Here is a 19,612-nt window from a genome sequence, read left to right as displayed (position 1 = left end):
CCCGTTGTCTTGAATGGCTGCTCGGATTCAAGACGAACGAGGGAGGTGGAAACCGACAGGGGAAGAAAAATTTTCGTGGTGTCGGTTCTTCCCTTCTCCCCCTGTGGGAGAAGGGTTACTTCCCGGCTTTTTTGCCGCGGGGCTGGCTGTCGCGCTGCAGACGGTCGAGGTGCATGCGGATGTGGGCGGCTTCGGCCGAGGTGTTGGCCAGCGCAATGGCGCGGTCGAAGGCGACGCGGGCCTCGTCATTGCGGCCGAGTTGCATCAGGAAGGCGCCGCGCACGCCGAAGAAATGAAAATAGTTCGACAGCCGCGCCGCCAGCGGCTCGATCATGTCGAGCGCAGCTTCCGGCCCTTTCACCTTGGACACCGCGACCGCGCGGTTCAAGGTCACCACCGGCGACGGCTGCATGATCTCCAGCGCGCCATAGAGCAGGTCGATCTGGGTCCAGTCGGTATCCTCGGGCTTCTCGGCGCGGGCATGCAGCGCGGCGATCGCGGCCTGCACCTGATAGGGCCCGCTGCGGCGATGGCGCATCGCCTTGTCGATCAGCGCCAACCCCTCGGCGATCAGAGTCTTATTCCATTTCGAACGGTCCTGGTCGTCGAGCAGGATCACGGCGCCATCGGCATTGAACCGCGCATCAGAGCGCGCATGCTGCAGCAGCAACAGCGCGGTCAGCCCCATGATCTCGGGCTCGCTCTGGAACAACCGCAGCAGCAGCCGCGCCAGGCGGATCGCTTCCTCGCACAGGGGCTTGCGAATCTCGGCGGTGTCGCCGGAGGCCGAGTAGCCCTCGTTGAAAATCAGATAGATCATGGCGGCGACGGAGGCGAGGCGCTCAGAACGCTCCGCTGCGCCCGGCGTTTCGAACGGCACTTTAGCGTCCGCCACCCGCGCCTTCGCCCGCGTGATGCGCTGCTCCATCGCGGCTTCCGAGACCAGGAAGGCGCGCGCGATCTGTTTCACCGTGAGACCCGAGACGATGCGCAGCGCAAGCGCGATCTGCTGCGTCGCCGGCAGGTCCGGATGGCAGCAGATGAACAATAGCCGCAGAATGTCGTCGCGGTAATGCGAGCCGTCGAGCCGCTCGGCAAGCTCCTCCTCGGCGTCGTCGAGGTCGGAGATCGCCTCGTCCTCGGGCAGCGCCGTCTGCTTCTTGCCGCGCCTGATATCGTCGATCGCGACATTGCGCCCGACCATGATCAGCCACGCCGCCGGATCGCGCGGCGGGCCGTTCTGCGGCCAGCTCTTCAACGCGCGCAGGCAGGCGTTCTGAAAGGCTTCCTCGGCGGTATCGAGGTTACGGAAATAGCGCAGCAGCGCGCCGACCGCCTGGGGGCGCGCCGAAGTCAGTGCGGCATCGATCCAGGCGGTATCGGTCATGGCTGCACGCTCCCCGCCGTGAAGTGGCCGACGGGGCGAATCTCGTAGGCGCCGCCGGGATTGGCCGCGCCGAGATCCCGGGCGACGTCGAGCGCCTCGTCGAGGTCCTTGCAGTCGACGAGATAGAACCCGAGCAATTGTTCCTTGGTTTCGGCATAGGGGCCGTCCAGCACCAGCGGCGGATCGTCCTTGCGCAGCGTGGTCGCCGCCGTGGTCGGCAACAGACGCGCGACCGGGCCGAGCCGGCCCTGTTTGGTCAGTTTGTCCTGAACGACGGTCAGTTTCTTCATGACCGCGGCGTCCTGTTCCTTGGTCCAGGAACCGACGGTGTCTTCATCGTGATAGCAAAGAATGGCGTACAGCATGAGGCTCAAGCATCTCCGTTGTCTTGATGACGAACGATTATGCCCGGAGCCGACAGGCGCGTCGAAGAAATTTTGAAGACGCCTGCCTGCCGTCAGGGACCTACAATCGGCGGCGGTGGTGGATTGAAGTGCCTGTAGGCGTGAATGGCCGCCGTGGAACAAAGGCTGCACACTCCGAGAATGAGAACGATGCACCTGAGCGTTTTCATCTGACGGCCTCGACCCTGATTGACCATGCAAGGTCTCCCTTGTCGGATGAAAGGAGGCTAGAGAAACACCTCGGTCCGCGATGTGAGGCGGGTCACGCCGGGTTGGCGATGCGAAAGGAATGGCAATGACGAAGGGTGCCCTTGCGCTGCTGGTGCATGGCGGGACCGAAAACTGGTCGCCGCAGCGCTGGAAGAGCCGGTTCGATGACGTTTGCGAGGGGCGGTCCGTGCTGCTGTTGCCGGATGCGTCGTTCGATCCGGCTGATGTCCATTACGCGGCGGTGTGGAAGCCGCATCCGGGCGAGCTTGCCGCCTTCCCCAACTTGCGTGTCATCTTCAATCTCGGCGCGGGCGTCGATGCGCTGATGGCCGATCGCTCATTGCCTGACGTGCCGCTGGTGCGCGTCGCGGTCGGCGATCTCACCGCGCGGATGACCGAATATGTCGTGCTGCATGTCCTGATGCACCACCGGCAGGAGCCGTACTTGCGGGAATCGCAGCGCAAAAAGCGTTGGGCGCCGAAATCGCAATGGGCGGCGGGCGCAATTACGGTCGGTATCATGGGGCTGGGTACGCTCGGAGCTGATGCGGCTGAGGTGCTCAGGCGACTGGGCTTTCGTGTCGCAGGCTGGAGCCGCAGCCCGCGAACGATCGAGGGCATCGAATGCTTTCACGGCGAAGCGCAGCTTGAGCCATTCCTGCGGCGGACCGACATTCTGGTATGCCTTCTGCCGCTGACGCCGGAGACGCAGCACATTCTCAATCGGGAGCTGTTTGAGAAACTAAATCGCAGAAGTCCGCTCGGCGCGCCGGTCGTGATCAATGCCGGCCGCGGCGGCCTGCAGAACGAGGCCGACATTCTGCAATGCCTCGACGACGGCACGCTCGGCGGCGCCTCGCTCGACGTCTATGCCACCGAGCCGCTGCCCGCCGACAGCCCGTTCTGGACTCATCCAAAGGTAGTGCTGACGCCGCACAACGCCGCCGACACCGATCCCGACGAGATATCGACATACGTCGCGCGCCAGATCGGGCGTTTCGAGGAAGGCGGCGCGCTGGAGAATGTGGTGGACCGTAAGCGAGGATATTAGTTCTCCGTCATTGCGAGGAGCAAAGCGACGAAGCAATCCACTTATGCCGAGATATGGATTGCTTCGCTTCGCTCGCAATGACGGCGGTGAACGCCTTACCCCTTCGCCGGCAACCTGTGCGCAAAGCTCCAGGAATGGCCGAACGGGTCCATGATGCGAGCATAGCGGTCGCCCCAGAACGAATCCCATGGCTCCAGCGTCACGGCGGCGCCGGCGTCCTTTGCACGTTTCACCGCGGCATCGCAGTTCTCGACTTCGAGATGCATGGTGACCGAGGTGCCCTTGATCTGATCCGGCGGAAATACCGCGTCGACGCCATGGGAGCCGCGGTGCTCGGGAAAGTCGTCCATGACGAAGATGCGCGCGCCGTTGACGTGAATTTCCGAATGCATCAGCCGCTTGCCATCCTCGGCCGGCATTCGGAGCGTTTCGGTGGCGCCGAGCGCCTTCTTGTAGAACTCGAGCGCCGCGTTGGCGTCGCTAACGACGAGATGGGGGGTAACGATCTGGACGGGTTCAGTCATTTCTGGGCTCCTGATTTTGGACACGTCACGAGGACGAATGAGCACGCTGAAAACCGACATGGGGCGCAAAAAAGATCGTCGTCCCCGCGGAACGCGGCGACCCATACGCCGCGGCCTCTCGTCTTGACGCTGGGGCCGGTTGCCGTCGCAACTACAAAGGCCGGTGGTTATGGGGACGACGGAGAGCGTTGTTTCGCCGCCCCAACCATCACGTCGATCGCACCGTTGACAATCGCTTCCAATTCCTTGCGCGGCACCTGAGCGCGGGCGCGGATGGCGATGGTGTGAATGGTGGCGGAGGCAAGTTGCGCCAGCACGGTCGCGTCGGCGCTCACCGGTAGCTCGCCCCTTTCCTGGGCGAGCCGGAAACAGGTGGCAAATGCCTTGTCGAGCTCGGCAAAGCCTTCCAGCACCATCGCGCGGATATCGGCGTCATGCACCGCCTCGGAGGCTGCGGTCATTACCGTGAAGCAGCCGCGCGGACCGGATTCGCCGGACAGATAGATGTCGAGCGCCACCGCGTAGATGCGTTCCAGGCGTTTTCGGATCGGCAGCTCGTTCCGGAAGATGTCCCCCATCGCGACCCGCGCGTCGTCGCGATAGCGCCGGTAGCTCTTGATGAAGAGTTCGCGCTTGTCGCCGAACGCGCCATAGAGGCTCGGCCGGTTCATGCCGGTGGCGGCGGAGAGATCGTCGAGCGAGGTGGCCGCAAAACCGTCCTTCCGAAACAGGTCGAGCGCCTTGCCGAGCGCCACGCCTGGCTCATAGGCGCGAGGGCGGCCCCGCCGCTTGGGCGGGATCGGGGCGTCGATCCGGGGGATCGGAGGCCTCTTCCTTTTTTGTACCATTTCGCAAATAATTCCTTGACCGGGTCCATACTATGCGGAACAGTATAAAAATCAATCCTGCCCGCCTTGAACGCTGGCCGATTGATCAACCGCCAAGGAGGCAAATCATGGACCTGTATTTCTCGCCGCTCGCCTGCTCGCTGGCGACCCGGATTGCGCTGTACGAAGCCGGCGTTGAGGCCAACTATCTCGAGGTCGATCCCAAGACCAAGGTGGTGCAGAAGGACGGCTCGGATTTCCGCACCGTCAACCCGCTCGGCCTGGTGCCGACGCTGCGCACCGACGACGGGACCGTGCTGACGGAGAATGCGGCGATCCTGCAATATGTCGCCGACCGCTTTCCGGGCGCCGGCATCTCGGCCAACTCCGCCGAGGAGCGCAGCCGCCTGCATCAATGGCTGTGCTTCATCGGCACCGAACTGCACAAGGCGCTGTTCGTGCCGCTGCTCGACAAGACAGCGCCGCAGGACGCAAAGACGTATGCGCTGAACAAAAATATGTCGCGGCTCGACTATCTCGAGAACTACCTGAAGGGCCGCGAATTCCTGCTCGATCACTTCAGCGTCGCGGATGCTTATCTTGTCACCATCATCAACTGGACGATGGCGACGCCGCCGATCGAACTGGCGAAGTGGCCGGCGGTGAAGGCCTATTACGAGCGGCTGCGCGCCCGCCCGAGCATTGCAAAGGCGGTCGCCGAGGAGTTCGAACTCTACAAGGCCGAACTCGCGCGGCATAAGGCAGCGGCGTAGGGCGTTATCTCTCAACGTGTCGTCCCCGCCTTGTGCGCAATTGCGCACTGGCGCGGGGACCCATAACCACCGGCATCCGTGAGGGCAATCGCCACTCACCGCGTACAACTCGAAAGGCCGCGGCGTATGGGTCCCTGCTTTCGCATCGTTCTAGCAGCCGTCACGCCGGTGGCGCCAGCAACCGCGCCGTCAGATCGCTCAACGCGCGACGAAAAATTTTGGCATCGGCCCGCGCCCGTGCCAGCACCAGCGCGCCCTGAATGGTGAGGAGCGCATCTTCGGCGCGCCGCTGTGCCTGGCTGTTCGTCAGCCCGGATCGCCGCAACAGCGACGCCAGCGCCGTTTGCCAGCGCGCGAAATAACCATCGACCGCTTCGGCAAAACTGTCGCGCGCCGAGCCGAGCGCCACCATGCCGACCAGGCAGACGCGATCGCCCGAGTGGAAATATTGATCGACGCGAGCGATCATCGCAGCGATGGCGCGCGCAGGATCGTCGGCGGTGCGCAAGGGCGCGAAAATATGGAGTTCGAACCAGCGGTCGATCTCGGCCAGCACCTCGGCGGCCATCTGCTCCTTGCCGCCGGGAAACAGATGATAGAGGCTGCCCTTGCCGAGGCCTGTGGCCTCCGTGATCAGCGTCAGCGAGGCGCCCTCGTAGCCATGCGCGCGAAACACCTCGCCGAGCGCGCGCAGTACCTCTCCACGTTCGACGCCTCTTTTCAGCATCTCATCACAGCGGATTCTCGCTTAGCCCCGCGACGTCCGTCGGGCGCGGACCCGGGGCCGGCCAATGGAAGCGCCGCTCGCTTTCCTTGATGGCGATATCGTTGATGCTGGCCTCGCGCCGCCGCATCAGGCCGTGTTCGTCGAATTCCCACTGCTCGTTGCCGTAGGAGCGATGCCACTGCCCGGTATCGTCGTGCCACTCATACTGGAAGCGCACCGCGATGCGGTTCTGATCGAACGCCCAGAGATCCTTGATCAGGCGGTACTCGTGCTCCTTCGCCCATTTGCGGGTGAGGAATTCGACGATCGCCTCGCGGCCCTGGAAGAATTCGGCGCGGTTACGCCAACGGCTATCCTCGGTATAGGCCAGCGATACCCGGACCGGATCGCGCGAATTCCAGGCGTCTTCGGCCATGCGCGCCTTCTGGGCTGCGGTTTCGCGGGTGAAGGGCGGCAGCGGCGGACGCGACATGAGGTTTCTCCGGATTGCTAACCCCGAGACATTGTACCGAACGGTACATAGAGTCAATCCGAAGATTTACTCCGGCGCCAGATCGGCCTTCATCAACAGCCGCAGCGATTTCGGGATCGGCTTCGCCCGTCCCTCGCTGATGAAGGCAACGCGCACTGCCGCCTTGATGAGGACATCCTCGCCTCGCCGCACCTCCTGTGCCAGCGTGATGGAAGCGCCCTTCACCGCAACCGGCCACGTCACCACGTCGAGCACGTCATCCATCCGCGCCGGCCGCAGGAAGTCGAGCTGCATCGAGCGCACCACGAAGGCAAAGCCGGGCGTCTCCTCCTGCGCCTGCTCGAACAGCGCATGCTGCGAGGCGCCCATCAGCCGCAGATGGTTGGTGCGGCCGCGCTCCATGAAACGCAGATAATTGGCGTGGTAGACGATGCCCGAGAAATCGGTGTCCTCGTAATAGACACGGACCTGCATGTGATGGCGACCGTCGCGGATCTCGCCGTCGAGGGAAGGAGTCATTTCGAGCTATCTATCCTCTGAGCGCGACTAGCAACGGCGGCGTGGCGGCGCTTCTGCGTCCGGAGCAGAGCCGCCCATCTCTGACTTCGCGCTCAACAAACGCCTTTAATGCTATTCGCACGACAGCAGATTTATCGGCGACCCCGGCGAATCGCTGCGCGCTTGCAAATAGATGATCGTCGATTGAAATCTCGATTCTCATTTCGACCAGCCTGATCGTCGAGGAATAATAGCTCGACGAGATGCGGGTTGGCTACGCCACGGCCGGCCGCCCCGCCCCCACCGTCACCAGCACGATCTCCGGAGGAACGCCGAGCCGGAACGGCATGATGCTGCAGCCGAGGCCGCCGGAGACGACGACATCGCAGTTCATCTTGATGTGGCCGTAGGCCAGCTGCTGGCCGGAGGGTGAGATCGGCGACCAACCCAGCATCCGCACCTGGCCGCCATGGGTGTGTCCGGAGAGCTGCAGCGCAACGCGCGAGGGCACGCGACGCGCGATGTCGGGCTCGTGCGCCATCAGAACCACAGGCGCGTCGTCGGTGATCTTCGTCAGTGTCCCGCCGAGATCGTCGACGCCGATCCGCTTGAGCGATCTGAAGCGGCGCGCCGGCACATAGGCGAGCTGGTCACCGAGACCGGCGAGCCAGAACGAGTGACCATTCTTGCTGAGCTTCCTGGCGTCGTTTTCGTACACCGGGATACCGACCGCTTCCAGCGCACGGCCCGCGCTCGGCAGCCCCTGCCCGTTGCGCTGCACTTCCTTGTCTTCCCACCAGTCGTGATTGCCGAGCACCGCATGCACGCCGAGCGGCGCCTTCAATCCGGCCAACGCTCCCGCCCATTCGGCGTCGGGAATGAAGCGCGTCACCTTGCGATGTCCGGCCACGTAGTCGCCGAGCATGACGACGATGTCAGGCTTCAGCGCATTGGTGCGTTCGACGATCTCACCGATATGATCGAGCGACATCCAGGGATCGCAGGCGTGGAGGTCGGCGATGGCGGCGATCCTGAGCTTGAGACCTGCCGGCCATTGCGGCGGCGAGATATCGTACCGCACGACGCGAAGCCGGACGACCGGCGCGCTGAACCCGTAAGCGGTGGTCGAGACGCCCAGCGCGCCCAATCCACCCATGGACTTCAAGAAATGACGGCGTGTTAACATGTGATCCAATCGTGATGCAGCGCCAACATGGTGGCGGATTGGGCCCGAATTGGGGTACGTTTGTGCAGAACGTTAGCAGACCTCCAGCAGCTTCTCACCAGCGATTCTGTCCCACAAGAGCGTCCAGGCGCGTCTTCAGCTCATCCGGCGCGCCGGCTATTTTGCCCTTAGTGCACCGCTGGAAGGATCGGGTTCGAACGCTCAGTCGTCGCTATCGCCATTGCCGAACAGGCCGAACTGGGCGGGATCGCGTGTGGGCTCAGCAAGCCCCAGATGGCGGAAGGCGTGCGAGGTGAGCAGCCTGCCACGCGGGGTGCGCTGGAGGTAGCCGCACTGGATCAGGAACGGCTCGATGATGTCCTCGATCGCATCGCGTGGTTCGGACAACGCGGCCGCCATGGTCTCGACGCCGACCGGGCCGCCGCCATAGTTCATCGCAATCGTCGTGAGATAACGGCGGTCCATGGCATCGAGGCCAGCGGCATCGACTTCCAGCGCGCTCAGCGCGTGGTCGGCGATGGCGCGGTCGACCGAGCTGGCGTCGGCTGCGGATGCAAAATCACGCACGCGACGCAACAGGCGGCCGGCGATGCGGGGCGTGCCGCGGGCGCGGCGCGCGATCTCGTTGGCACCGTCGGCCGTCATGCCGATATTGAGCACGCGGGAGCCGCGGCTGACGATCTTCTCCAGCTCTTCCTCGGTGTAGAAGTTCAGCCGGATCGGAATGCCGAAACGGTCGCGCAGCGGATTGGTCAACAGCCCGGCGCGCGTCGTGGCGCCGACAAGGGTGAACTTTGCGAGATCGATCTTGACCGAACGCGCCGCCGGCCCTTCGCCGATGATGAGGTCGAGCTGAAAATCCTCCATCGCGGGATACAGCACTTCCTCGACCGCTGGGCTGAGGCGATGGATCTCGTCGATGAACAGAACGTCGCGCTCTTCGAGGTTGGTGAGCAGTGCTGCAAGATCGCCGGCCTTGGCGATGACGGGACCGGAGGTGGCGCGAAAGCCGACGCCGAGCTCGCGCGCCACGATCTGCGCCAGCGTGGTCTTGCCGAGGCCGGGGGGCCCGACGAACAGCACATGGTCCAGCGCCTCGCCGCGCTTGCGCGCCGCCTCGATGAAGATCGAGAGATTCTTGCGCGCCTGCGCCTGGCCGACGAATTCGGACAGCAGTTGCGGGCGCAACGCGGTGTCGCCGACATCGTCGGACCGGCGCTCGGGGGTGACGATGCGGGAGGGGGTGTTCACCCGTTGCCCCTCCGGTACTTGTTGGGCAAAAGCTCGCCGATGGTGACGACCTTCGGCTCGCGGCCATTGTCAGGGACGATGACCCGCGCCTTTGCATCGTAATCGTGGATCAGCTCGCGACAGATGCCGCAGGGCGAGACCACGGCGATATCGCCGGGCTCGTCCGGCTTGGGATGGCGCACGGCGACGATGGTCTCGATGCCGCGATCGCCGGTTTCGGTGATGGCGCGCCCAATGGCGATCGCCTCCGCGCAGACGGCGATCCGGCCGATATAGGCATCGATATTCACGCCGGTGACGATGCGGCCGTCGCGGGTGCGCATCGCAGCGCCGACCTCCTGCCACTTGTTGCGATAACGCGGCCTGATCGCGTCAATCGCGGCGTCAATTAGTTCCTGGTCTTTTTCACTCAACATGGCGGAAACGCGTTCCTTCATCTGTCACTGGCGAACATAGTCTATTTCGCCAGTTCCTTCAGGCCCAGCCGGATCAGTTGCGCGGTCTCGGCATTCTCGCCCGCGCTGCGCGAGGCGGCGGCAATCGCAGCGGCCGCCTGCGGCTGGCCGTAGCCGAGATTGACCAAAGCCGAGATCGCGTCGGTGACCGGGCGCGGCGCGCGGTCGCTGTCGATCGCGCCGGCGAGATGCACCACGGCCGGATCGACATTGGCAAACGCCGGCGCCTTGTCCTTCAATTCAGAAACGATGCGCTCGGCAACCTTTGGCCCGACGCCGGGCGTGCGCGATACTGCGGCCTTGTCGCGCAGCGCGATGGCGTTGGCGAGTTCAGCAGGCGGCAGCGTGGAGAGCACCGCCAGCGCGACCTTGGCGCCGACACCCTGCACGGTCTGAAGCAGGCGAAACCACTCGCGCTCCGTGTCGGTGCGGAAGCCGAACAGCTTGATTTGATCCTCGCGGACATAGGTCTCGATCGAGAGAACCGCAGCGTCGCCGGGCGACGGCAGCGCCTGCAGCGTCCGCGACGAGCAATGCACCTGATAGCCGACGCCGCCGACGTCGAGGATCACGTAATCCTCGCCGTAGGAATCGATCAGGCCTTTGAGTTTGCCGATCATAGGCTCGCCACTTTCAGCCGCAGCGCCGCGCCCTGGCGATGATGGGCGTGGGTGATGGCGATCGCCAGCGCATCGGCGGCGTCGGCGGATTTGGGCTCGGCCTTCGGGAGCAATATCTTCAGCATCACCGCGATCTGGTTCTTGTCGGCATGGCCCGCGCCGACCACGGTCTTCTTCACTTGATTGGGCGCATACTCCGCAACGGCAATGCCGAACATCGCGGGCGCCAACATGGCGACGCCGCGGGCCTGGCCGAGCTTCAGCGTGGCGACGCCGTCCTTGTTGACAAAGGTCTGCTCCACCGCAGCTTCCGCCGGCGTGAAATCGCCGAGCACGGCGGCAAGCCCTTCATGGATCGCCAAGAGACGGCTGGCCAGGGGCAGACCATCCGGCGGCTCCACCGAGCCGCAGCCGATGAAGACGAGCCGGTTTCCCTCGGTCTCGATCACGCCCCAGCCGGTGCGGCGCAGGCCGGGGTCGATGCCGATAATCCGGACGGGTTGGCGAATCGGTGGGGATGTCATGGCGTAGTGATAACGCCAGAGCCGGGTGAACGAAACATAAAGAGAACGGAAATCCCCTGCCCCGGTCGTCGCCCCTTGCTCCTCTTGTCATCCCCGCGAAGGCGGGGATCCAGCACGCCGCGGCTTCTCGGTACAATCACAACGGCCTCTGGAATACTGGATCGCCCGGTCAAGCCGGGCGACGACAGTGGAGTGTGACGACCAACTACCCGCCCATCTTGGCGACCAGCGCGTCGGAGACCTCGAAATTGGCGTAGACGTTCTGCACGTCGTCGTGCTCGTTCAAGAGATCCATCAGCTTCAACAGCTTCTCGCCGGTCTCATCGTCGACCGCGACCGTGTTCTGCGGCTTCCAGGTCAGCGCTGCCTTGCGGGCTTCGCCAAACCTGGCTTCCAGCGCTTTCGCAACGTCGCGAAAGGTTTCCTGCGAGGCGTAGATTTCGTGGCCGCTTTCGCTGGATACGACGTCGTCGGCGCCGGCCTCGATCGCGGCTTCCAGCATCGCGTCGTCGGAGGCCTTGCTTGCGTCGTATTCGATGATGCCGGTGCGGTCGAACATGAAGGCGACCGAACCGGTTTCACCGAGATTGCCGCCGGACTTGGTGAAATAGGAGCGGATGTCAGAGGCGGCGCGGTTGCGGTTGTCCGTCAGCGCCTCGACGATGATGGCGACGCCGCCGGGGCCGTAGCCCTCGTAGCGGATCTCGTCATAGCTCTCGCTCTCACCGCCGATCGCCTTCTTGATAGCGCGCTCGATATTGTCCTTCGGCATGTTCTCCTGGCGCGCCGCGATCACGGCCGCGCGCAGCCGGGGGTTCATCGCCGGATCCGGCGTTCCAAGTTTGGCGGCGACCGTGATTTCGCGCGCCAGCTTGCTGAACAGCTTGGACTTCTGGGCATCCTGCCGGCCCTTGCGGTGCATGATGTTCTTGAATTGGGAATGGCCGGCCATGCGGAGTCTCTTGGATTCGTCCCGGGGAATGTAGGGGGTGAAGCGCGGCCTTATAGGCCGGCAACTGGCCGAAATCAAAGATTTACAGCCCATCCGGGTATGCCGGTACTGCCGCGCGCCGAAATATCAGGCAGTTGTTAACCATGATTTCATGCCCGGATGAGAGGATTTCGCACCGATCCTCAACTTTTAAGAGACGTCATGGCCTTCGGTTTGTTCAAAAAGCGGGTACCGGAACCGGCCTTGCCTACCGTCCAGCCCAAGCTTCAAACGGCGGCTCAGCCGGCCGCTGCCGTGACGGAAGCCGGCTCCTCCGGCGAGGACGAGTCGGCAAGGGCGATCCTCGAACTTCTGGAACTCGAACTCGGCGCGATGATCCGCCAGCTCGAGCGCGCGGCCAATTTGGTCGCCGGCGGCGCCGAGGCGACCGCTGCGACGCTCACCACCATTCGCCAGCGCACCGACGCCCTGACGAGCCGCACCAGCGCTGCACAGGGCACGGCGACGACGTTTTCGCACGCCGCCGACAAGTTCACCCAATCGGCGCAAGGGATCGGCTCCCAGGTACGCGACGCCGGCAAGCTCGCCGACCAAGCCAGTGAGGCCGCCCGCGAAGCCGGCGCCAATGTCGACCGCCTGCGGGAATCATCGGCCGCGATCGGCAACGTGGTCAACCTGATCGCGCAGATCGCGCGGCAGACCACGCTCTTGGCGCTCAATTCCACCATCGAGGCCGCACGCGCCGGTGAAGCCGGGCGCGGTTTTGCCGTGGTCGCCACCGAAGTGAAGGCGCTCGCGGTGCAGACCCAGAACGCGACAGAGGAAATCACCAAGAAGATCGAGGCGCTGCAGCGGGATGCCGCGGGCTCGGTCGATGCCGTGCATCGCATCACGCAGGCGATCGAGGCGATCCGCCCGGTGTTCGAGAACGTCAACGGCGCGGTCGCCGAGCAGAGCGCGACCACCGGCGAGATGGCCGACAATGCGGCCTCCGCTTCGAGCTTCATCGCTTCCGTCGGCGCCAGCGCCATCGAAATCGACAGCGCCACCAAGGAAGCCGAGGCCCATGGCGAAAGCGTCGCCAAGGCCGGACGGGCCGTCACCACGTTTGCGCAGAAGCTCAAGGCGCGTTGCGCGGTGCTGCTGCGGCAAGGCGAGCGCCCGGAGCGCCGCGAACAGCAAAAGCTACCTTGCAGCCTCAAGATCGAAATCCAGACGCCGCGCGGCGTGATATCGGCGCCGGTCTATGAGATTTCGATCGACGGCATCCTGGTCAGCGGGCCAGACGCCGAAGGGCTCGCGCAGGGCCAGAGTTTCGAGGCGACGCTCCAGGACATCGGCGCTTGTCGCATTCGCGTCAGTGAGCGCTCGAAGGCCGGAACGCAGGCCCGGTTTGAGCGGACGAATGCCGCGCTGACCGAGAAGATCGAAGACAAGCTGTGGTCGATTCAGGACGACAACACCGAAGCGGTCACCCGCGCGATGGAAGCCGGCGCAGCACTGAAGAAGATTTTCGAGAATGGCATCGATAGCGGCGCCATCTCGATGGAAGACATGTTCGATACCAACTATGTCGAGATACCAGGCAGCAACCCGGTGCAATACCGCACCAAAATCCTGGACTGGGCCGATCGCGCGCTGCCGCCGTTCCAAGAAGCGTTCCTTGCCAAGGACGAGCGGATGGCGTTCTGCGCCATGATCGACACCAACGGCTATTTGCCGGTGCACAACAAAATCTATTCGCACCCGCAGCGGCCGGGCGACGTCACCTGGAATACCGCCAACAGCCGCAACCGCCGTATCTTCAACGATCCGGCCGGACTCGCTGCCGGACGCAATCAGCGCGCCTATCTGATCCAGAGCTACGCCCGCGACATGGGCAACGGCAACACCGTGATGATGCGCGAAATCGACGTGCCGATCCGCGTCAAGGGCCGCCACTGGGGCGGCTTTCGCACGGCCTACCGGCTGTAATCACTTTAACCGGCCGACAAGCCGCATTCAGTCGCGCGGTTTCGCGCGATCGCGCCAGAAGCCTGTCCAAAAACTGTACAGCAAGCAGATTCGCATATCGTGCTTTCGCTCTGAACCTTCCCTGTTCGAACTCGTTGATAGGCGGGCTTGGCCCCCTCAGCGCGAACTCAGGCTGGATCATCCCGGCGCACCATCCTTGCGCACCAGCCCAGGCAGGCGGAGATCAACATGGCGCGATCTGGCACGGCAAAACGTGTAACGCGGACTGCTACGGTGCCGGAGAAAATTCCGATCAGGCTGACCGTCAATGGCAACCATATGGAACTCACGGTCGCCCCGTGGACGACGTTACTCGACGCGCTACGCGACCATCTCGACCTGACGGGCACCAAGAAGGGCTGCGACCACGGACAATGCGGCGCGTGCACCGTTCTGGTCGACGGGCGGCGGATCAATTCCTGCCTGACGCTGGCGGTGATGAAGCAAGGCGCCGAAATAGTAACCATCGAGGGCCTTGCACAAGACGGCGAGTTGCATCCGCTGCAGCAGGCCTTCATCGATCACGATGCATTTCAGTGCGGCTACTGCACGTCGGGGCAGATCTGCTCGGCCGCCGGGCTGATCGCCGAGGGCAAAGCCAAAACGGCCGACGAGATTCGCGAACTCATGAGCGGCAACATCTGCCGCTGCGGCGCCTATCCGAACATCGTGGCGGCGATCCAGCAGGCGATGGAGCGATCATGACCCCGTTTCAATATGCGCGCGCAAACGACGTCGCCGACGCCATCAAGCAGATTGCCACCGATCCTTCCGCAAAATTCATCGCGGGCGGCACCAACCTGATCGACCTGATCAAATATGATGTCGAGGGACCGAGCCGGCTCATCGATATTTCGCACCTGCCGCTCAGGAGTATCGAACCAACCTCCGCCGGCGGCGTTCTGATCGGCGCGATGGTGCCGAACACCGACCTCGCCTACCACCCCCTGATCGAAGGGCGCTATCCACTGCTCTCGCGCGCGATACTATCAGGCGCGTCGCAGCAGTTGCGCAACATGGCCTCGACCGGCGGCAACCTGCTGCAGCGGACGCGCTGCTTCTATTATTACGACACGGCGACGCCGTGCAACAAACGTGAGCCGGGTAGCGGCTGCTCGGCGATCGATGGCGTCAACCGCATCAATGCGATCCTCGGAACGAGCGAGGCCTGCATCGCTACGCATCCTTCCGACATGTGTGTGGCACTCGCAGCGCTCGAAGCCACCGTGCATGTCACAGGTCCGGCCGGGGCGCGCACCATCGCGTTTGCCGATTTCCATCGCCTGCCCGGCAACACGCCGCAGCGCGACACCAATCTGGAACCCGATGAGATCATCACGGCCATCGAGCTTCCGCCAAAAGGGTTTAGCGCGAACTATTCCTACCTGAAGATTCGCGATCGTCTGTCGTACGCGTTCGCGCTGGTATCGGTGGCGGCAGCGCTCGAACTCGACGGCGACACGATCAAGGAAGCCCGCCTGGCGCTCGGCGGCGTTGCGCACAAACCGTGGCGCAGTTCCGCGGCCGAAGCGGCCCTGCTCGGACAACGCGCTGACGCGACCGCGTTTGCGAAGGCCGCGGATTGGCTGCTGCACGGCGCCAAAGGCTACGGACACAACAACTTCAAGATCGGCCTGGCGCGGCGCGCCATCATACGGACGCTCGATCAGGCCGCGCGGGGCACGCCGCAGTCGAACTCCGACAAGAAAATACGGTGAGCGCCATGGCATCCCATATCGGATCAGCGACATCCCGCGTCGACGGCAGGGCAAAGGTCACCGGCGAAGCCAAATATGCCGGCGAGTTCAACGTCCCCGGCCTCGTCCATGGCTATGTCGTCGAATCGACCATTCCGAAGGGGCGGATCGTGCGCATCGACACCAGCGGGGCGCTTGAGGTTGACGGTGTGATCGACGTGCTGACCCATCGGAATCGGCCGCAGATGGCCGATAAGGACGACGCCTACAAGGACGAAGTCGCGACGGAAAAAGGCTCACCCTATCGCCCACTCTACGACGACATAGTCCTTTTCAGCGGACAACCGCTCGCGCTGGTACTGGCCGAGGATTGGGAAACCGCGCGCGTCGCTGCTTCGCTGGTAAAGGTCGAATACGAGAAGGCCCCTCACATCACCGATCTGCACGCCGAGCGCGCCAACGCGTATGCCATCGACAAGCCGGAGAAGCCGCGCGGCGATGCCGAAAGGGCATTTGCGTCCGCCGCCCTGCGCCACGAAGCCGAATATTTCATTCCGACCGAGCACCACAATCCAATGGAATTGTTCGCCTCGACGGCGATCTGGGATAACGGCCAGCTCACGGTCTATGACAAGACGCAAGGCGTCCAGAACGTGCAGCAATATCTGTGCAGCGTGTTCAAGATGAAGCCGGACGCGGTTCGCGTCATGTCGCCGTATATGGGCGGCGGTTTCGGCTCCGGCCTGCGCCCGCAATACCAGGTCGTGCTGGCGGTGCTGGCGGCGCGCGCGCTCAACCGTCCGGTTCGCGTCATGCTCAGCCGGGCACAGATGTACGCCTTAGGCCACCGGCCCGCGACCATCGAACGCCTTGCGCTCGGCGCCAATAGCGACGGCACGCTCGATGCGATGACGCACGAGGCCATCGCCGTGACCTCGCAGTTCGAGGAATTCGCGCGCAACGACACCGGCTGGGGCAATCTGCTTTACAAGAGTCCCAACGCGAAGTTCGAGCACAAGCTCGTGAAGCTCGACGTGCCGACGTCCTGCGACATGCGCGCGCCGGGGGCTGCGACCGGCGTCTATGCGCTCGAGTGCGCGATGGACGAACTCGCCGTCGCGCTCAAGATGGACCCGGTGCAGTTGCGGCTGCAATGCTATTCCGACCGCGATCAAGGCGCGGATATTCCCTATACCAGCAAACAACTGCGTGAGTGCTACCGGCAGGGCGCGGCGGCGTTCGGCTGGGACAAGCGCACAGCGGAGCCGCGCTCGATGCGCGAGGGCAGCGACCTGGTCGGCTGGGGCATGGCATCCGGCGTATGGGAGGCGCTGCAGATGCCGGCCACGGTGCGCATCGTGCTGACGGCGAACGGCCATGCGGAAGTGGCGACCGCAGCCTCCGATATCGGCACCGGCACCTACACGATCATGGCACAGGTCGCGGCCGACATGCTCGGCCTGCCGATCGACAGCATCAACGTCAAGCTCGGCGATTCCACGCTGCCGCAATGTCCGCTGGAGGGCGGCTCGTGGATCGCATCCTCAGTATGCAACGCGATTGCCAATACCGCCCGCGCGGTTCGCGGCGACTTGCTGAAGCTTGCAATCGGCATGAAAGATTCGCCGCTGGCGGGCGCCGGCGTGGACGACGTCGCGCTGATCGACGGCAAGATCGTCAGCAAGCGGGATGCGACCCGCGCGGTCTCGATTGCCAGCGCGATGCAGTCCGGCAACGCCGATCGCATCACGCGCGAGGAGGCCAACAAGGTTGCCGAAGACAAGTCTCACGCGCGCAACGTCCACTCCGCCATCTTCGCGGAGGTCAAGGTGGACGAACAGCTTGGCGTGATCCGCGTGACCCGTGTGGTCAATGCCGTCGCCGCAGGCCGCATCCTCAACCCGAAGACCGCCCACAGCCAGGTCATGGGTGGCGTGGTCTGGGGAATCGGCATGGCGCTGCACGAGGAAACGCTGTTCGACCATCGCTTCGGACGCGTCATGAACGCCAATATCGCCGAATACCATGTGCCGGTGCATGCCGACGTGCACGACATCAAGGTGATCTTCGTCGATGAGCCGGATGAGATCGTCAATCCGCTCGGTATCAAAGGCCTCGGCGAGATCGGCATCGTCGGCGTGGCGGCGGCGATCGCCAACGCGGTCTATCATGCGACGGGAAAGCGCGTCCGCGACCTGCCGATCACGCTCGACAAGGTGGTTCAGTTCAATTGAATCCGTCGCGGCCTCACGCCCAAAACGCCGGCACGGCCGGCTCGAGCCTGCCGCCGGCCCGCACCGGCGCAACACGCAGCGCGAGGCCGGTTAAATCATCGGTCTCGACCGCGACACCGCTGAGTGTCGCCACCCCTGCGGCCGGTTCGAAACGGGCTGATGGAATGCCCGTCGTAAAGCGCCGCAGCGGCTCTTCCTTCTGCATGCCGATGATGGAATCATAATCGCCGGTCATGCCGGCGTCCGTCATGTAGGCGGTGCCGCCGGCGAGGATCTGATGATCGGCGGTCGGCACATGGGTATGCGTGCCGACGACGAGGCTGGCGCGGCCGTCGCAGAAGTAGCCGATGCCTTGTTTCTCGCTGGTCGCCTCGCCATGGAAATCGACCACGATCGCATCCGCGGCTTCGCGCAGCGGACAGGCCTCGAGCTCCTGATTAAGCACCGCGAAGGGATCGTCGAACGGCGTCATGAAGACGCGGCCGATCGCGTTGATAACGAGCGCGCGCTTGCCGTTCTTGGTATCGACCAGCGCCGCTCCCCGGCCCGGCGTGCCCTTTGGATAGTTCGCGGGCCGGACCAGTTTCGGCGCGCGCTCGATGAACACCAGCGCCTCACGCTGATCCCAGGCGTGATTGCCGAGCGTGATGGCATCCGCCCCGGCGTCGAGCAATTCCTGATAGATCACCTCGGTGATACCGAACCCGCCGGCAGAATTCTCGCCATTGACGACGACGAGGTCGAGCGCCCAGTCCCTGATCATGCCGGGCAGATATGCCGCGACTGCGGCGCGCCCAGCGCGACCGACCACGTCACCAACGAAGAGAATACGCAAAGTTCAGCTCCGGAAATCGAACACTTTCTTTTCCGTTAGCACATAATCCAGCGCCACGTCGTGCGGCAGCGCGGGAACGCCCTTTATTTCCTGCACGGAAAAGGCGGTGCCGACAGCCGTAATGGCCTTCGCCTTGCGCAAGTGGGCAAGCGTGAAGTCGTAGTGTCCGGCACCATAGCCGATGCGGTGGCCGGCGCGATCGAACGCCGCCAGCGGCACCAGCATGATATCGGGAACGAGTTCGGCCGCAGCCGGCGACGGTTCGAGAATGCCGAGCGGCCCCATCATCAGCCTATCGTCGGGCGACCACGCGCGAAACGCGAGCGATTTGCCGCGCGACAGCACCGCCGGCAGCGCGAGCCTTGCGCCCTGCTCGGCGAGCTTGCGCATCAAGGGCGCGGGATCGATCTCGCTGCGGATCGGCGAGTATCCCGACACGACGAGCCCTGGCTCGACCTCGAATGGCAGGCCGCGCTTCGCCATCGCCTGCGCCGCAGCCGCACGCTGCTCGTCGCTCAACGCATCGCGTTTCGCCAGAGCTGCGGCGCGGAGATCGGCTTTCGACAAGGTTGCCGTCATCCAGTATCTTTCCGCTGTCATCACCCGCGACCTGTCCGCCGAAGCTCAACGAGCGAAGGCGCAAGGCGGGTGATCCAGTATTCCAGAGACTTCAGTGATTCAACCGAGACGCCGCGGCGTACTGGATACCCCGCATGCGCGGGGTATGGCGGGACGTGCGCGGGTAGGACGAGGTCGCAAGCAACAAATTAAAGTGCGAAGCCGCGAACGCCGTTGAAGCACTCGATCCCGGAGTTCCCTACGAAAGTAGGTGGGCACCATATGTCCGGATCCACGGACCCGGCCAGGGACAGTTCCCTAAAGGATCGATAAGGCCCCGGGGATATATGGCTCCTGACGCACGACGCAGCTTCGCAGGATGCAATGTAAGCGTTACGGAGCCAATCCGCCAGC

22 protein-coding genes and 1 other RNA gene are annotated in these 19,612 nt (G+C 63.9%); 6 read left to right on the top strand and 17 right to left on the bottom strand.

Annotated features, from left to right (window positions below; genetic code table 11):
- Positions 1–115 precede the first annotated feature (115 nt).
- Positions 116–1,387 (bottom strand): RNA polymerase sigma factor, encoded by a 1,272-nt coding sequence (locus CQ13_RS10300; RefSeq protein WP_057842795.1) that lies wholly within the window; start codon positions 1,385–1,387, stop codon positions 116–118.
- Complete coding sequence (locus CQ13_RS10295; protein ID WP_057842794.1) at positions 1,384–1,752, bottom strand: YciI family protein; 369 nt, start codon at positions 1,750–1,752, stop codon at positions 1,384–1,386. Before CQ13_RS10295 ends, CQ13_RS10300 begins: the two co-directional genes overlap by 4 nt.
- A gap of 334 nt (positions 1,753–2,086) precedes the next feature.
- Here CQ13_RS10295 and CQ13_RS10290 point away from each other — a divergent pair, with 334 nt between their 5' ends.
- Positions 2,087–3,052, top strand: coding sequence for a 2-hydroxyacid dehydrogenase (locus CQ13_RS10290; RefSeq protein WP_057842793.1), 966 nt, complete (start codon positions 2,087–2,089; stop codon positions 3,050–3,052).
- 95 nt (positions 3,053–3,147) lie between these two features.
- Here CQ13_RS10290 and CQ13_RS10285 read toward each other — a convergent pair whose 3' ends face one another.
- Positions 3,148–3,576 (bottom strand): VOC family protein, encoded by a 429-nt coding sequence (locus tag CQ13_RS10285; protein WP_057842792.1) that lies wholly within the window; start codon positions 3,574–3,576, stop codon positions 3,148–3,150.
- 167 nt (positions 3,577–3,743) lie between these two features.
- Positions 3,744–4,424, bottom strand: a complete 681-nt coding sequence (locus CQ13_RS10280; RefSeq protein WP_057842791.1) for a TetR/AcrR family transcriptional regulator — start codon at positions 4,422–4,424, stop codon at positions 3,744–3,746.
- 107 nt (positions 4,425–4,531) lie between these two features.
- On the opposite strand from CQ13_RS10280, the gene CQ13_RS10275 reads away from it, so the two are divergent.
- Positions 4,532–5,176, top strand: coding sequence for a glutathione binding-like protein (locus tag CQ13_RS10275; RefSeq protein WP_057842790.1), 645 nt, complete (start codon positions 4,532–4,534; stop codon positions 5,174–5,176).
- A gap of 160 nt (positions 5,177–5,336) precedes the next feature.
- Here CQ13_RS10275 and CQ13_RS10270 read toward each other — a convergent pair whose 3' ends face one another.
- From CQ13_RS10270 to CQ13_RS10230, 10 genes are all read right to left on the bottom strand, one after another.
- A complete protein-coding gene (locus CQ13_RS10270; protein ID WP_057842789.1) occupies positions 5,337–5,903 on the bottom strand; it encodes a TetR/AcrR family transcriptional regulator in 567 nt (188 codons plus the stop codon).
- Positions 5,904–5,907: 4 nt separating this feature from the next.
- Positions 5,908–6,375: a nuclear transport factor 2 family protein gene (locus CQ13_RS10265; protein WP_057842788.1), complete on the bottom strand. Its 468-nt coding sequence runs from the start codon at positions 6,373–6,375 to the stop codon at positions 5,908–5,910.
- Positions 6,376–6,441: 66 nt separating this feature from the next.
- A complete protein-coding gene (gene ybgC / locus CQ13_RS10260) occupies positions 6,442–6,894 on the bottom strand; it encodes a tol-pal system-associated acyl-CoA thioesterase (RefSeq protein WP_057842787.1) in 453 nt (150 codons plus the stop codon).
- 10 nt (positions 6,895–6,904) lie between these two features.
- Positions 6,905–7,096, bottom strand: a complete 192-nt coding sequence (locus CQ13_RS40795; protein ID WP_245309119.1) for a type II toxin-antitoxin system VapB family antitoxin — start codon at positions 7,094–7,096, stop codon at positions 6,905–6,907.
- Positions 7,097–7,147: 51 nt separating this feature from the next.
- Positions 7,148–8,059 carry a metallophosphoesterase gene (locus CQ13_RS10255; protein ID WP_057842786.1) on the bottom strand — a complete coding sequence of 304 codons (912 nt, stop codon included), beginning with the start codon at positions 8,057–8,059 and terminating at the stop codon, positions 7,148–7,150.
- Positions 8,060–8,260: 201 nt separating this feature from the next.
- Positions 8,261–9,310 (bottom strand): Holliday junction branch migration DNA helicase RuvB, encoded by a 1,050-nt coding sequence (gene ruvB, locus CQ13_RS10250; RefSeq protein ID WP_057842785.1) that lies wholly within the window; start codon positions 9,308–9,310, stop codon positions 8,261–8,263.
- Positions 9,307–9,726, bottom strand: a complete 420-nt coding sequence (locus tag CQ13_RS10245) for a cytidine deaminase (protein ID WP_057842880.1) — start codon at positions 9,724–9,726, stop codon at positions 9,307–9,309. The genes ruvB and CQ13_RS10245 overlap by 4 nt, the downstream gene beginning before the upstream one ends.
- Before the next feature lie 41 nt (positions 9,727–9,767).
- Positions 9,768–10,385 carry a Holliday junction branch migration protein RuvA gene (gene ruvA, locus CQ13_RS10240; RefSeq protein WP_057842784.1) on the bottom strand — a complete coding sequence of 206 codons (618 nt, stop codon included), beginning with the start codon at positions 10,383–10,385 and terminating at the stop codon, positions 9,768–9,770.
- Entirely contained in the window at positions 10,382–10,909 is a 528-nt protein-coding gene (gene ruvC, locus CQ13_RS10235) for a crossover junction endodeoxyribonuclease RuvC (RefSeq protein ID WP_057842783.1), read from the bottom strand. Before ruvC ends, ruvA begins: the two co-directional genes overlap by 4 nt.
- A 205-nt stretch (positions 10,910–11,114) precedes the next feature.
- On the bottom strand, positions 11,115–11,861 hold the full coding sequence (locus CQ13_RS10230) for a YebC/PmpR family DNA-binding transcriptional regulator (RefSeq protein WP_057842782.1): 747 nt from the start codon (positions 11,859–11,861) through the stop codon (positions 11,115–11,117).
- A gap of 201 nt (positions 11,862–12,062) precedes the next feature.
- Between CQ13_RS10230 and CQ13_RS10225 the strand changes: the two genes are divergently transcribed.
- The 4 genes from CQ13_RS10225 (at position 12,063) to CQ13_RS10210 (ending at position 17,805) form a co-directional block, all read left to right on the top strand.
- Positions 12,063–13,835: a methyl-accepting chemotaxis protein gene (locus tag CQ13_RS10225; RefSeq protein ID WP_057842781.1), complete on the top strand. Its 1,773-nt coding sequence runs from the start codon at positions 12,063–12,065 to the stop codon at positions 13,833–13,835.
- Between the two features lie 228 nt (positions 13,836–14,063).
- A complete protein-coding gene (locus CQ13_RS10220; protein ID WP_057842780.1) occupies positions 14,064–14,579 on the top strand; it encodes a (2Fe-2S)-binding protein in 516 nt (171 codons plus the stop codon).
- On the top strand, positions 14,576–15,592 hold the full coding sequence (locus CQ13_RS10215) for an FAD binding domain-containing protein (RefSeq protein WP_057842779.1): 1,017 nt from the start codon (positions 14,576–14,578) through the stop codon (positions 15,590–15,592). The genes CQ13_RS10220 and CQ13_RS10215 overlap by 4 nt, the downstream gene beginning before the upstream one ends.
- A 5-nt stretch (positions 15,593–15,597) precedes the next feature.
- Positions 15,598–17,805, top strand: coding sequence for a xanthine dehydrogenase family protein molybdopterin-binding subunit (locus CQ13_RS10210; protein ID WP_057842778.1), 2,208 nt, complete (start codon positions 15,598–15,600; stop codon positions 17,803–17,805).
- Positions 17,806–17,818: 13 nt separating this feature from the next.
- Here the strand turns inward: CQ13_RS10210 and CQ13_RS10205 are convergent, their stop codons facing one another.
- From CQ13_RS10205 to ssrS, 3 genes are all read right to left on the bottom strand, one after another.
- Positions 17,819–18,640 (bottom strand): TIGR00282 family metallophosphoesterase, encoded by an 822-nt coding sequence (locus CQ13_RS10205; RefSeq protein WP_057842777.1) that lies wholly within the window; start codon positions 18,638–18,640, stop codon positions 17,819–17,821.
- Positions 18,641–18,643: 3 nt separating this feature from the next.
- Positions 18,644–19,219, bottom strand: coding sequence for a 5-formyltetrahydrofolate cyclo-ligase (locus CQ13_RS10200; protein ID WP_057842879.1), 576 nt, complete (start codon positions 19,217–19,219; stop codon positions 18,644–18,646).
- A gap of 194 nt (positions 19,220–19,413) precedes the next feature.
- A non-coding RNA gene (gene ssrS, locus CQ13_RS40135) (6S RNA) lies at positions 19,414–19,574 on the bottom strand.
- Between the last annotated feature and the right edge of the window lie 38 nt (positions 19,575–19,612).

It is taken from the genome of Bradyrhizobium retamae (assembly GCF_001440415.1).
GTDB lineage: Bacteria > Pseudomonadota > Alphaproteobacteria > Rhizobiales > Xanthobacteraceae > Bradyrhizobium > Bradyrhizobium retamae.
This window is presented reverse-complemented; position numbering and strand designations above follow the sequence as displayed.